This window comes from Mesorhizobium sp. M0954 (assembly GCF_040319155.1).
Classification (GTDB): domain Bacteria; phylum Pseudomonadota; class Alphaproteobacteria; order Rhizobiales; family Rhizobiaceae; genus Mesorhizobium.
The window spans coordinates 38,697-51,772 of sequence record NZ_JAMYNR010000038.1 but is presented as its reverse complement, the minus strand read 5'-3'; the positions used below and the strand labels follow the sequence as shown (position 1 = coordinate 51,772).

Genomic DNA, 13,076 nt, shown 5'->3' with positions numbered 1-13,076 from the left:
CCCCCTCCCGCCCCCCCGCCCCCCCCCCCCCCCCGCCGCCCCCCCGCCCCACCCCCCCCCGCCCGGCTCCCCCCGCCCCCCCCCCCCCCCCCCCGGCGCGCCGGCGGTCGACTTCATCACAGGGTTGATTCGTCCACTTCATGTTGGACGACCCGGACGCGCAGAAAAAAGCGCCTGCGGCGGGTCCTTTGTAACCACCATGATGCGGGACCACAGCGACAGGGCGTGCCGGAGACGGTCAATCCGGCCGGCGATGTCGTCGCCGGCGGCGACGGTCTCATTCAGGATCAGCATCGACCAAAGAGCGAGGCCACAGCCGTTATGCTCGAGATCTGGGGACGGCGGCTTGGCGAACGCCGTCTACTCGGCGTTTCTCGAACTCACTGCATGCAAGACCGTGACGAAGCCCTTCACATTGCGGGTCGGGACATAGCTGGCTTCTTGGCGCGCTACCACCGCTAGAGATGCAGACTTCGCCCGACAGCTCCTGCTGGAGCGCGGCTTGGATCTGATGGCAGAATTCTTGCGGAGACGCGGACAAGTGGGGAGCACTCCAACCCTACACACGCGTCACTGGGCTATCAGTGTTGACCGTATAATCTTCGGAATGGCAATGGCATATTTTACAAAGCACGACGGCAATCAAATTATATACCGCAGCTGGGAAGAGCCGGAACAGTCAAGCGCAAGGATGAGAATTTTGGTCCTCAAGCTTGATCATGTCGGCGACTTTTGGATGTCTCTAGGGCCCCTAAAGGACCTTCGTCAGCGTTTTGCGCATGCCCACATTACGCTGGTGGTGGGAAGCTGGAACATCGCTACTGCAAAACAGTTCGACCTCGCCGACGATCACATTGCTTTTGACTTTTTTCCTCGCAACCCAAAAGTCAAAACGCGCAAAGAAGCCGCCGACATAAGGCCGCTGCTGACCGGCGAGTTTGATCTTGCCATTGATATGCGTGTTCCGGAAGAAACAAGGCCCATCTTGCTTGAAGTCCCCGCCAGGCACCGTGCGGCGATAGTTGATCCGTACAGCATGCATCAGATCGATATTGCGATAGCGCCATTCAATCTGAAACTGCGCAGAACCATTTTCTACAAGCTGGTCCAAAAAATAGGGCTTGCTAACAAAATCCCCCGTAGATGGCTTGATTGGTTCATTGACCGTAAGCAGGTGCGTCTCCAGCATGTGTCAGAAATCCTCCTCTTTCTGGTCGCAAAGGCAGCTGCCTATTTCGAAAGCGGAGCGGGTCACCCACAGAATTCGACTACAGGCAATGCCCCGATTGTCGTGGCTCCGTTCTCCAATTCCAGCCTGCGAGATTGGCCGATTGAAAGTTTTGGCAAAGTTGTCGCTGCTCTTTCGACCCGTGGTGAGGTGGTCCTCGTTGGCCGTGGCGAATGCCTGGAAGCGCTTGAGGAGGTTGCGAAGATAGCTAGGGAACGTGGAGCCGCGAACATTCGGACGGCTGTCGACTTGTCAGAATTGGAATTCAATTGTCTCGTGAATTCGGCCGCGCTCGTCGTTTCGAACAATTCAGGCACCGGCCATGTCGCTGCCCAGCTTGGCCGCCCTACTATCGGCATTTTCACGGCGTCACATCTACCGGAGATTTGGGGGTTTCGAGGTCCCTTGGTCAGCATGCTTATGAGTGTTATTGAATGTCGCGGATGTGGTCTGGACCAAGTGCGGCATTGTCCGGTCAAAGTCCGATGCAAGTTCGACATCACGCCGGATCTCGTGATTGCCGAGGTAAACGCCTTGATGAATCATTGTAAGGGTACGGCACAAGCTTAGTGGCTCGCGGTCACCACAACCGCGATTGCCCGGACCGCAGTGGCGATGTCACATTGGCCGACAGGTGGCATAGAGCGGCGCCTGAGAATGAAAGTGCCGCCGCCCAGCCTTCATAGCCGTTCCTCCTTTGTGGCGTGACGGCCCGAAAGTCGCCATCGCGTCAGATGTTTATCAGGTTCGGGATAGCCGGGGCTGGTCCGGCGACAGTCATGGCAGCGACTTCGCTTCTGGACCCGCTCATCCGGCCGCCAAAAACAAATGCGCTTCCTAAGCCGTAATTGATCCGCCGGAGCTGACCAAAGCCACCTTGCTCTGGGTTGCGGCAATGGCGACTGGGGCGAGAAGCCGAGAAGAACCGATGCGGCGAGAAATCCTGAGACCATCCGCCACGAGACGTCGCCAGGGAACGTAGTATTGCGTTCCGCGTTACACTAACGTATATACGTCCGCAGCACAGGAGCGCGCCATGGCCACCACACCCACCAGGAAGGAAGCACCCGTCTCGATGCGGTTTCGCGACGATGATCTCACCATCATCGACCGCGGCGCGGAGCTGCTCGGCCTGTCGCGCACGGAGTTCATGCGGCGCGCCGCGCTGCACGAGGCGCAGGCGGCCATCCTCAACGAAACCGTCATCCGCGTGTCCCCGGAAGCCTATGACGCCTTCATGCAGGCGATCTCAGCCCCGGCCGCTGCGCCCCCGGCGAAGGCGGCCGAGCGGCTGCGTCGGTCCTCGCCCTGGGACCGCTAGGTGGCGCTTTCAGGCATCGAACTCCTCGACCACGCACACCGCCTCGACAGCTTCGATTGCGGCAAGCCGGCGCTCAATGCTTGGCTGGCCGGCTTCGCGCGAACGAACCAGGCCCGCGGGTTTACCCGCGTCCTGGTCGTTCACGACGAGGGAACAGTCGTCGGGTATTACGGCCTCGCGCCGGGCGTGATCCAGCCAAATAGCGCACCGCGCGCCATCCGCACCGGACGCCCGCCCGATCCGATCCCCTGCCTGCTGATCGGACAACTCGCCGTCGACCACCGCTATGCCGGACAAGGCGTCGGTAGCGGCTTGGTCAAGGACGCGCTGTATCGCTGCGTCGCCGGCGCCGACATCGTCGGCGGCCGCGCGGTGGTGGTGCGGGCGATCGACGCCGAGGCAGAGCGCTACTGGCAGAGCTGGGGCTTCATTCCCGCGCGGGACAATCCGTCGGTGCTCATGCGCTCGATCCAGGACGTGAGCCTCTGGCTGGCCGACAAAGGCCACTAGCTCCGCGCGCGTAGCGCCTCCGGAGCGGCAGGTCTGCGCGCCGGCCTGCCGCCGACCGGGCTCTAGTTGCGGCGTCCCGCCGCTCCCCGAGCCGGCTTCGCCGTCTCGGCGTTCGGGTGACCCCTCACGCAGGGCCAGAGGGAGACGGCGGTCAGAGCGAGGGAGCCCTGGAGAGAAGGGAAAGTCATGATGTCGATGATATTCATAGGGGGTTCACGCGAGATATTTGAGCTGCCGGAACCTGCCATCGCTCGGATCCGCCCAATCGTTGTTGCCGTGCACGGCGTGCTGATTGGCGACGCCTCTGGAGCCGATGCCGAGGCGCAGGGCCTGCTCGCGGGCTACGGCTACAAACATGTCGGGGTCTTCCATGCGGCCAAGGAACCCCGCAATGATCTGGGCGACTGGGCTGTACGCCGCCAAAGACCGGGAGATGGCGCGCGCCGATTTTGGGATAATAGTCTGGGACGGCGCATCACCCGGCACGGCCGTCAACGTGCTTCGGCTCGCCATGGCGAACAAGCCGAGGTCATCTACGATCTGGCCAGGGGCAGCATGGCGACTACGCACCATGTCGTCCCGGCGAGAAAGTCGTCATTGTCCGTGAGGGTGACCGCCGCCTCTACGGTGAGAATATTGATCGCCGGCAACTTATGGCGCCTGCCGACCTCAAATTCGTTGAAGTCGTGCGCCGGCGTGATCTTGACCGCGCCGCTGCCTTTCTCCGGATCAGAATACTCGTCCGCCACCACCGCGATCCTGCGGCCGACGATCGGCAGAGGATGAGGTTCTTGCCGACAAGATGCCGGAAACGCTCGTCGTCGGGATGCACCGCCGACCGCCATATCGCCCAGCATCGTCTCCGGGCGGGTCGTCGCCACGGTGATGAAGGTTTTAGGATTTTCCGGATCCAAAACCTCGCCCTCGACGGGGTAGCGGAAATGCCAGAGGTTGCCGTTGACCTCCTGCTGTTCGACCTCAAGGTCGGACTCGCGATCAAGAGCTTCGGGTCCCAGTTGACAAGCGCTTGTCCTTGTAGATCAGGCCTTTCCTTGTAGAGCGTGACGAACACTTCGAGCACCGCCTTGGATAGGCCCTCGTCCATGGTGAAACGTTCTCGGCTCCAGTCGGCCGAGGCCCCCAGCCGCTTCAACTGGTTGAAGATCGCGCCGCCGGATTCGGCTTTCCACTCCCAGACTTTCTCAATGAACTCGTCGCGCGTCAGGTCACGGCGGTGGATCTGCTTCTCCATAAGCTGGCGCTCGACCACCATCTGCGTGGCGATGCCGGCGTGATCCATGCCGGGCTGCCACAGCACGTTCTTGCCGCGCATGCGCTCGAAGCGCACCAGAATGTCCTGCAGCGTGTTGTTGAGCGCATGGCCATGTGCAGCGAGCCGGTGACGTTCGGTGGCGGGATGACGATGCTCAAGGCTTCCGCGCCCTCCTCGGCGCCTGCGCCGACACGAAACGTCTTTTACAAGCGTATTATGTTTTTTTGCGCATAGACCAACGAGTTGAACGGCGGCCCCATGAATCGCCGATGTGTAGGTCGGGCAAAGGCGCCCACCAGCTCGTACTTGTCAAGACGATGCCACCCTTGATCTTGCACCCGCCTCCGATACCAGCGATGCACTGCGTCGTATGCTCATGCCTGTCAGGATGGGATGGGCGCTGCTAGCACCGTGGCAGTTTGACAACCCGGCCATCGGGGCGGTAGCACCGTCCAAGGCCAAGAGTCGCAGGGCAGACCGCACCCCATCGGGCTGCGCGACCCAGACCAGCTGACGCCCAACTGGCACACTCATCGCGCATCGGCACCGTGGATGCGACATCTACTTTGTTGCGAGCGCGATATCGGAACTTGGTTGTGACGCAGCTGTGCGTAAGCGCACCGCTGTCAGCGAGTGAGTGAGTGAAAGAACTACGTGGTGGAGGTGAGAAGTCATGCGGCGTCAAGATTCCCCGCCCTTTGCGGCAAACACACTGATCCCTCTTCAGAATCCGGTCTTTCGTTCGATCTGGACAGCCACGCAGATATCCAGCCTTGGCTGGCTGGTGCAGAGCGTGGCTATAAGCTGGCTTATGGCAACGATTTCAGCCTCCGATCTGATGGTTGCGCTCGTGCAGGCTGCATCGACACTGCCCGCCTTCTTCTTGTCGATCCTTGCTGGAGCGATTGCAGACAGCTTCAGCCGCCGCGGCGTGATGCTTGCCGGACATTGCCTGATCGCACTGGCATCCACGGCGCTGGCTCTCTCTGTTGGACTCGGCTTTGTCAGTCCATGGCTGATCTTGGGACTGAGTTTCTTGGCGGGATGCGGCTTTGCCTTGAATGATCCAGCCTGGCACGCCTCGGTCGGCGACATCCTGGAAAAGCGCGACATACCCGCTGCAGTGACGCTGATGTCGGTGGGGTACAACGTGGTTCGGAGCATAGGACCGGCGCTGGGCGGTGTAATTTTGGCTTTGCTGGGCCCCCTTACGGCTTTCGCCTTCGCTGCGCTGACCGACCTGGTCCCGTTGAGCGCTGTGCTGCGCTCCAAGTGGCAAGTTCGCTCTTCGCCTCTTCCGCGCGAGCGGATGACGACGGCCATTCATGATGGCATGCGCTTCACGGCAATCTCCTCGGAGATCAGAGTGGCGATCGTGCGCGCAACCCTGTTCGGGCTGTCAAGCATCTCGATCCTTGCTCTGCTCCCCCTCGTGGTTCGCGACCAACTGGCGGGGGGGCCAATTGTTTACGGCGTCCTGTTAGCCGGCTTCGGCACAGGCGCCTTCATCGCGGGCATTGGCAATAGCTACTTGCGACGCATCACGTCCCAAAATCGATTGATCACGCTCGCATCCGTTGCTTGCGCAACGTGTTGCCTTTTACTGGCTCTCACATCATCGGTGGCTGTAGCAGCGATCGCGCTTGCAATCGCTGGCGCAGGCTGGGTTGTCACCTGGACCGGAACCGACGTGTGTGTGCAGTTGGCAAGCCCAAGGTGGGTCGTTGGTCGCACCCTGTCGATCTATTACGCCCTGACCTACGGCGGCATGGCAGCGGGCAGCTGGATCTGGGGTGCTGTCGCGCAGTACTATTCCCTGACGTGGGCTTTGGAAGGTGCTGCAGCGGCGCTGTTGCTGGTTGCAGCCGTGGGAAAGCTATTGCCGGTACGGCTATGGGAGGAATCGGATCAAGGGGCCTTCGACTTCAGGCCACCAGAACTGGCCCTCGATTTGAAGCCCAGGAGCGGCCCGATCGTGATCAAGGTGGAGTACTCGATACCCGAGGAGAATATCGAGGAATTTCTGAGCTGCATGCGCGAAAGGCGGCGCGTTCAGAGCCGTGCCGGTGCGCGGGACTGGACCCTCCAGCGCGATCTTCAGAACTCGACTCTTTGGACCGAGACATTCCGCACGCCGACATGGACGGACTATCTTCGTCTAAACCATCGGCTAACGGTGACTGACAGGGAGGTAGGCGAGCGCCTTGCCGCTCTGCAGGTCGGTGATTCTCCTCCTCGTCTCTCACTTTCGATCGAGCGGTCGACAAGCCCCGCCCCCGGCAGCCAAGTCCAGCCCGTGCCCTTTGTATCGCGCCCGTAAGGAAACCAGTAACTTTTCTGGGTTCGGACACGGGAATGGCCGAGACCTACTCCATCTTTAGTCGGGACTGCCCGGATTGCCATACGTTGCGGTCGGTTAGGCGAGCATGAGGATTTGTGTGGCACGTACGTCCACCACGGGCCCATGTCCAGCCCCACCGCCTCTGCCATCAGATCGGCTTGGGCACGGGTTCAGGTCGCCTGTCCCCCTGCATCGTGGCGAGCAGCGCGAGCAAGGGGGCGGAGGGGTCTCCCCGGTCTGCACGGAGCGAAGCGGGCAGACGGAGGAATCCGCCAGCGGCGACTTGCAGGGAGAGGGCCGCGCGCCTCTTTCCCTCCCTCACAAAACGTGCCGCCAAGCACGTTCACGTCGGCGCAGCCGTGCCGCAGAGCCGGCCGCAACAAAGAAGGCCCGCAAGGCGGAAGCATCGAAATGTCCGCCAGCGGGACCAATTCAGTTCGGTGCTGGAGAAAGCGGTTCAACAGGGCGGCCGTAGGAGCACCAGCATAGCGCCGTCGCCAGGCGCGATGCGGACCGACAGCCCCGACGAAGGGCGCTGATTGATCGACTGAAATTGGATCGGGTCATTTTATTAGCTGACATAATCCATGAATTTTTTACGATGCTTCAGCGCGCGCCTGGATTTTCTTCATTTAGCTGCAGCGAAGGTCCCGGTGATGCGGTGGAAGCGCACCCGGGGCATCTTGGACCTATTTGATGCAGCCATCCAGGACTGCTGCATTGCCACAGCAGTGGTCACAACATACTAGGCGGGCTTCTGGAGATGAACGCGACGATCGGTCAGACGCTCTTTCATTGGCTGCGGTCGGCGCCAGACGGTCGCGGAGCTTCAAATCTGATCGGGCTCCCGAGCGAATTGCCGTCCTACGAGCATTCGGGACCGATCCCGGCCTACAGGCACGCCTTACTTCGGGCGGCGGATCAAGTGATCCGTGAGGGGAATGCCACGCCGGCATGGCTCGCCAATGACTTCAATGCCAACTGTCGGCAGTCACATCATAAATTAAGCATAGCTCCGCGACACATATCCAAGGTGGCGCACAATCCTGCGAACTGTCATCGCTGTGACAACAATCGCCAAACCAAGCAAAGTGGCGAACTCTCGATTCTGCTCGCGAGATCCCAAAGCTCTCCGAACGGTATTAGATCCATGAAGCGAAACACGGCACCCTGAAGCAGGTAAAGCAGCAGTGTGCTCTGACCAAGCTCCAGCGCGACAAAGCGAGCTACGCGAGTTGAATAGCCAACTCTCCAGCATAGGAATATAAGCTGCATCGCCACTGCAGAAGTTGCTACCGAGCCAGCGAACATCAGCAACACTTGTTTGGCCGACTGTGCATCGTAGATCAAAACAAGATTGTTGTAGACGTACGTTTCCTTTCCCCAAACAAGAAAGCACGTGAACGCAGCCATCGAAAGTAACACCACAAAAATAGCCTTGTGGCGCCTGATGCTAGCTGCCTGCCATCCGATCGGCTGCGCAAACAAGAACCCCAAACAAAAGAATGGGTATGTGTATCGTACCAACGGGGTTATTGACCACGGGACGGGCGCGAATGCGATCGCAATTGCAGATGCGCCTATGATCCACACCGACGAGCCATTGAAAGTCGTGAGCAACTTTATCAGGACGAAGGACGCGAAAGCTGCCCAGATGAACCAGTATGTGCCAATGAACTCCCTAAGAAAATCCAACATTCCACTGGTTAAACTGTTCGCCGAAGACATTACGGCGGCCTTCGATATCCAAATCAACGCACACCAAAAAAGCATTGGCAATGCTAGTTGCATTGCTCGATCACTGACGCCTTGAGGGAACGATTTGCGCAGAATCGCTCCCGAAGAAAGATATCCACTTATCGCCATAAACAGAGGCATGTGAAACATGTAGATCGACTTAAAATATGGCGACAGCCAAAAGTCGTCAGTGCCTCGATAGATAACATATTGTCCCAATTATCACCAATATAATGAGGACGCCTTTGGCGAAATCGAAGCTTAGGTCTCTGGCCTTTGTCCCTTCTGGGCACGGGTCGCGCCCCTTCGAACCGACTGTTTTGTGATTAAGCATCAGACCTCCAGCCGATATCCTGCCGTTACTGCTTCCACTTTGGTTCTAGAGTGGTTCCCGCACGGCATCTTCGGATCCCATTCTGGATTGTCGCATCCCAATCCAGCCGGTAATGGAGAGGATGAGGGCCGCAGCACGACACAAGCGGAACAGGCCTGTTCTGGGTTAGAAGGCCCCAATATTTCCATTGAACTTCGTCCTCATCGCCTCAATAGCGGCAGTGCCGCCGCCTGGAATGTAGATCAACCGGAACTCAGGGCTCGCGCCGGCCAACTTCGATTGGTTTCGAATGGTCAAGCGGCGCCGGTCGTTCCATAAGCCTTCCTCAAGAAACGGGCGGTATCCGCTATTCTCTTTGGTCGGTAAAATCGATTGTGTTTATGGAACGCATGCGCACGATGGATACGTGCGCATCAGGCGCACGTGAGTGCCCACGGATAGGATTTTGCTTCGGGGGTCACCGTCCTTTCGTGACTCTTGCAGTGCATGGATGAGGCGGCAATTCCCGCGGTGCAGCACCTTTCGAGCGCGTGCCACAAAATCGCTGGGTTCGACCTGCGCGGCGCTGGGTGGAGATCCGCCTGATCTAAAGCGTCACCATCCGACGGGCAACATCTCACGACGCGCCGGGCAGCTTGGCCAGCATCCGCACTGGCCGATCTTGCGCTGCGTGCGATCGCCTCCTGATAGCATAGAGCAAGACCTTCTTGAAATCGGCCTGTGCCGGCAATTTTGTCGTAAAGCTCATGGTGGCGAGTGCCGCATGCGCGCAGGACAGCCGGCAGATCGCGCATCTTGGCGATCCACCCTGCCATTCGGCCCGTCGTTCTTCTTTATTCCAATGGAGATCGTAATCAGGTCCGGACGGTCACGCAGTGAAGTGTTCTCCCTTCGAGCAGCCACGTCGGCGCCGCTCAGAATCTTCGACGAGCGCGCCAGGACAGCATCGATCTGCGCAAATTCTTGCCAGCAGATCGTCCTCACATCATCATGCCCTTGGCTTCAACCGGGCTGGTGCCCTCCCCTTCCCGGCTTTTTGTCCCGACGCTCGGGTCGCGCCGCCCGGCCCGGTCAAGGCCAAAAAAATCGTCGCGGGTGAGCGCCCACTCCGGCTTCTGCCAAATATTCGTCGGCGGGTTCGCAGCACCGCGGGCGCACGGGTGAGCTCGTGGGTAGGAGTGCGGATGGAAGTAGGCGATGCACATCGTCATCAGCACCTCAGATTGTGTGAGGTCCACGGCCCGCTCGTTTCCGCCGACGGCGGCGCGGCGGGCGTCGGTATACGCAGGGCGGGTCCGTCGCCTTGGCCTCAGTTTCGGGGCAATGGCAGGCCCCGGTCAGCGCGGCGCCGAGTTGGGCGGAAAGATCGACGGCGCGCAACGCGGGGCTCCTACGCGACGAGCAGTTTTTCCCCCGGTCTGACCCGGCCTCGACTCCAGATGCCGCAATGACCGTTGCGGCCCGGCGCGATTGATCGGGTCTCATGCCCAAAGCTGCCTCGGTGCCCAGTAGCGGCACCGCATTGCCCTCCCAGGCGCTGCGCCAGTAAAGCGTCGGCGAGCCAGCATCCGACGGTGCGTTCGAAGCGATCTCATTCGGCGGCCATGATCGCGCCGGTCACCATGCCGCAGCGGAAAGCTGCCGAGCTCGTCTGGTCAGGTCGCTGACCGCCTCGTCGTCGCGGGCGACGATCGAAATCTTCCCCACCGCAGCGAGGTTTCTCCCGTTAGAAGATCCTCAGCGGGATGGGCTGCCAGTTCACGCCCGGCCAACAGCATCCGGCCCGCGGGGCCGACCTCGTCTCCCGGTCGTGTGAGCAGAAGAACATCGCGAAGTGCGGCTTCATCCTCGACGCCGCGAGCCTGCTCGCCGTACCGCGGCCGCCGAAAGCCCTAGGCGCTGTCACCAGGCGCCAGCCCACCTCTCTAGCTGGCGGACCATCGCATCGAGCGCGCCGATGGCCGCACCTGCAGTGATTGCAATGTCCTCATGCGCCGCAACTGTTCGGGTCGGGGGCAGCCCTGCGCAACCAGGCCGGCACCGCCGTCGTCGGCGGGGCTTCCGTGGCACCGGGAAGAGTGCCGTGGTGGCGCAGGAGGGTTTTGGCTCAGAACCATGGAATACGATGAATGACTGGGGCGCTTTTTGTAGAGCGAACGATAAGTCTTGCACGACCAGCCATTTATCCCTCGCGAGATCAATGCCGCGGGCAATTAGCAGGCGAACTCCGTCCGGACTGAGTACCCGTTTCAACGCGGGCAAAGAAGTTGTGTAGCCATGTCACGAAATGCTTGGTCCGCTTCTCTGCCGGCCGATGGTCCATGAAATCCCCTCTGCACGCACGACGCCGGAAACCTCCTTGCCGATATGATGCTCAAGCACCGGCCGCCATGGCACCAGCGTGAACTCGCGCGATTTCTCGATGACAGCGTATTTTCCGCCGGCGAGCTCGACGGAGCGGCGGAGCGTGCCTTCTATTCGATCTCCACTCTGGGCTTCAGAATAGGGCAGACCGAGTTCGTTCGACAACTGGCCGGCCACGCGGTTCAACTCGCGTTGGCGCAGCATCGAAAGCATGTTGGCGCGATAGACGATCCGGTCCTGCTCTTCCCGAGCAAGACCTTGCGCAATCAGCCACTGCCGTCGGCGGCCTTGCGCCTCTCGGACATCGCGGCCGAAACCAGAGCTGTGCAAGGCCTCCGGTATGTCGGAAACCAGCTCTCGATCGAGCCAGGTGGCGCCGTCGAAGCTGACTTGTTGTTCCAGCGGCGTCGATGAGAGCTTGTCAACCGTGACAGGCTCGGCCCCGGCCCGCTGACGCTCGTAGTCAGACACACGGTCGAGATGATCCGGTGCGACGATCCAGGTGCCGTCCGGCTCGCGCTCGACACGACCGGTCGCCCGGCGGATCGCCTCCAGTCGCCGCACGTGCGTTTCGGCAAAGCGTTCGGTGGCCGACTGGTCATGCTTGAGATGGATATCGACGCTGTAGCGCCCGTCATGGGCCGTGGCGATCTCGGCAATTGTGCGGTCGACTTGCCTTGGCCCGGTGTCCCTCCGCGTGACCCGCACTATGCAGCCCTCTGGCGTCGGTTGGGTGGCCTCGCCTTTGCCGATATCAACATAGTGGCTTTTGCCGTCCACGCCGTCGACGACGAGGTAATGGCGGTCAGTGATTTCGTCGGCCAGGCCGCGCGCAATGATGCGGCCGACGACAGGCTGCATCTGCTCTGCAGAACGATCATGGACAACATAGTCGGCGACACTGCGGGCGAGCCCCTTGCCGGTCAGTTCGCGGTGCATGGTCTTGATGATGTCGCCCCGCTCGCCGATGCGGCGCAGCGTCGCTTCAAGCTCGCCATCAAGGCGCCAGCGGCCCGAGCCGACTTCCTCAGCCAGACCCATCCGCTCGAGCTTACGCAGGCGCCCCTGGTGCAGCGTCTGGCGAAACGTGTCTCGGCTGGCCGGTGAGACATGCCCGTCATCGTCGCGCAGGCGGAGCAGCTGCCGATCGATGCTGGTGAAGCGTTCCCGCTCCATTTCCTGGCGCAGGCGTTGCTCGATCTCGCGGTCCGTTCTCGGGCCAAGGTCGAGGCTGACCAGCTCGGCCGCCCGTTCACGGATTCCAGACGAGATGTAGTCTCGCGCGATGACAAGATTTTCGCCGCGGTCGTCCTTGCCGCGGACGATAATATGGGTGTGCGGATGACCAGTGTTGAAATGATCGACAGCGACCCAGTCGAGCTTGGTGCCGAGGTCTTCTTCCATTTGCGCCATGAGGCGCCGCGTGAGCGGCTTCAGGTCATCATACTCGATGCCGTCTTCAGGGGCGACGATGAAGCGGAACTGATGCCGGTCGCCATCGGCACGATCGATGAACGCCTTGCCATCGACGCGGTCGCTGTCGGCGCTATAGAGCTCGCCAGGCTCCCCTTCGCGGGTGACGCCGTCGCGCTGGAGGTAGCGAAGGTGTGCACGTGCCCCGTCAACACCCTTGCCGGCCAGCTTAACGATACGCGCCTTGACGACGGCGCGCCGCTGCCGAAACGCCGCGTGGCGGTCGCGCGCTCTGAGAACGGCGGCAGCAGCCCCGCCGCGCCCCGCCCGGCTTCCGATGAAGCGGCCAGGGCGACCGCTGCCGCCGCCGGCTCGGTTGATCGCGGCGCGGATCTGGCCGGCGAAACGCTTGCCTGCCTTCGAGCCGCGCGATCCGATTTTGCCCAGGCTCGGCTTGAACTCTTCATCCTGCATTGAGCCTCCTAGTAATCTTGAGCAAAATCAAAGTCTTGTCGGCAGAAGCTCTCCTGACGCTGAAGGCAGCCTCCATGAAAA

Annotated in this window: 8 protein-coding genes and 3 pseudogenes; 5 read left to right on the top strand and 6 right to left on the bottom strand. The window is 60.9% G+C overall.

Annotated features, from left to right (window positions below):
- Positions 1-138: 138 nt before the first annotated feature.
- A complete protein-coding gene (locus tag NKH93_RS30725; RefSeq protein WP_352493109.1) occupies positions 139-294 on the bottom strand; it encodes a hypothetical protein in 156 nt (51 codons plus the stop codon).
- Positions 295-613: 319 nt separating this feature from the next.
- Between NKH93_RS30725 and NKH93_RS30720 the strand changes: the two genes are divergently transcribed.
- The 3 genes from NKH93_RS30720 (at position 614) to NKH93_RS30710 (ending at position 3,059) form a co-directional block, all read left to right on the top strand.
- Positions 614-1,798, top strand: a complete 1,185-nt coding sequence (locus NKH93_RS30720; protein ID WP_352493108.1) for a glycosyltransferase family 9 protein — start codon at positions 614-616, stop codon at positions 1,796-1,798.
- A gap of 466 nt (positions 1,799-2,264) precedes the next feature.
- Positions 2,265-2,549, top strand: coding sequence for a type II toxin-antitoxin system TacA family antitoxin (locus NKH93_RS30715; RefSeq protein ID WP_352493107.1), 285 nt, complete (start codon positions 2,265-2,267; stop codon positions 2,547-2,549).
- Complete coding sequence (locus tag NKH93_RS30710) at positions 2,550-3,059, top strand: GNAT family N-acetyltransferase (protein WP_352453588.1); 510 nt, start codon at positions 2,550-2,552, stop codon at positions 3,057-3,059. It abuts the gene before it with no gap.
- 213 nt (positions 3,060-3,272) lie between these two features.
- On the opposite strand, the gene NKH93_RS30705 is transcribed toward NKH93_RS30710, so the two are convergent.
- The gene (locus tag NKH93_RS30705) at positions 3,273-3,581 is read right to left on the bottom strand and encodes a hypothetical protein (protein WP_352690169.1); all 309 of its coding nucleotides are present in this window, start codon (positions 3,579-3,581) and stop codon (positions 3,273-3,275) included.
- Between the two features lie 56 nt (positions 3,582-3,637).
- Positions 3,638-4,493, bottom strand: a pseudogene (locus NKH93_RS30700) (class I tRNA ligase family protein); the annotation flags it as partial.
- Positions 4,494-5,005: 512 nt separating this feature from the next.
- Between NKH93_RS30700 and NKH93_RS30695 the strand changes: the two are divergent.
- The gene (locus tag NKH93_RS30695; RefSeq protein WP_352508099.1) at positions 5,006-6,652 is read left to right on the top strand and encodes an MFS transporter; all 1,647 of its coding nucleotides are present in this window, start codon (positions 5,006-5,008) and stop codon (positions 6,650-6,652) included.
- A gap of 766 nt (positions 6,653-7,418) precedes the next feature.
- A pseudogene (locus tag NKH93_RS30690) lies at positions 7,419-7,667 on the top strand (hypothetical protein); the annotation flags it as partial.
- Between the two features lie 9 nt (positions 7,668-7,676).
- On the opposite strand, the pseudogene nolL reads toward NKH93_RS30690, so the two are convergent.
- The 3 genes and pseudogenes from nolL to rlxS form a co-directional block, all read right to left on the bottom strand.
- Positions 7,677-8,744: pseudogene (nolL, locus tag NKH93_RS30685) on the bottom strand (nodulation factor fucose acetyltransferase NolL).
- A gap of 980 nt (positions 8,745-9,724) precedes the next feature.
- Entirely contained in the window at positions 9,725-9,982 is a 258-nt protein-coding gene (locus NKH93_RS34410) for a hypothetical protein (protein ID WP_502896523.1), read from the bottom strand.
- 1,042 nt (positions 9,983-11,024) lie between these two features.
- Positions 11,025-12,995, bottom strand: coding sequence for a relaxase/mobilization nuclease RlxS (gene rlxS / locus NKH93_RS30675; protein ID WP_352974889.1), 1,971 nt, complete (start codon positions 12,993-12,995; stop codon positions 11,025-11,027).
- Positions 12,996-13,076: the final 81 nt, after the last annotated feature.

Bases quoted from the DNA above. Each gene is read 5' to 3' on its own strand.
- NKH93_RS30720 (WP_352493108.1), top strand. From the start codon at position 614: ATGGCATATTTTACAAAGCACGACGGCAATCAAATTATATACCGCAGC.
- NKH93_RS30725 (WP_352493109.1), bottom strand. From the start codon at position 294: ATGCTGATCCTGAATGAGACCGTCGCCGCCGGCGACGACATCGCCGGC.
- NKH93_RS30695 (WP_352508099.1), top strand. From the start codon at position 5,006: ATGCGGCGTCAAGATTCCCCGCCCTTTGCGGCAAACACACTGATCCCT.
- NKH93_RS30715 (WP_352493107.1), top strand. From the start codon at position 2,265: ATGGCCACCACACCCACCAGGAAGGAAGCACCCGTCTCGATGCGGTTT.
- rlxS (WP_352974889.1), bottom strand. From the start codon at position 12,995: ATGCAGGATGAAGAGTTCAAGCCGAGCCTGGGCAAAATCGGATCGCGC.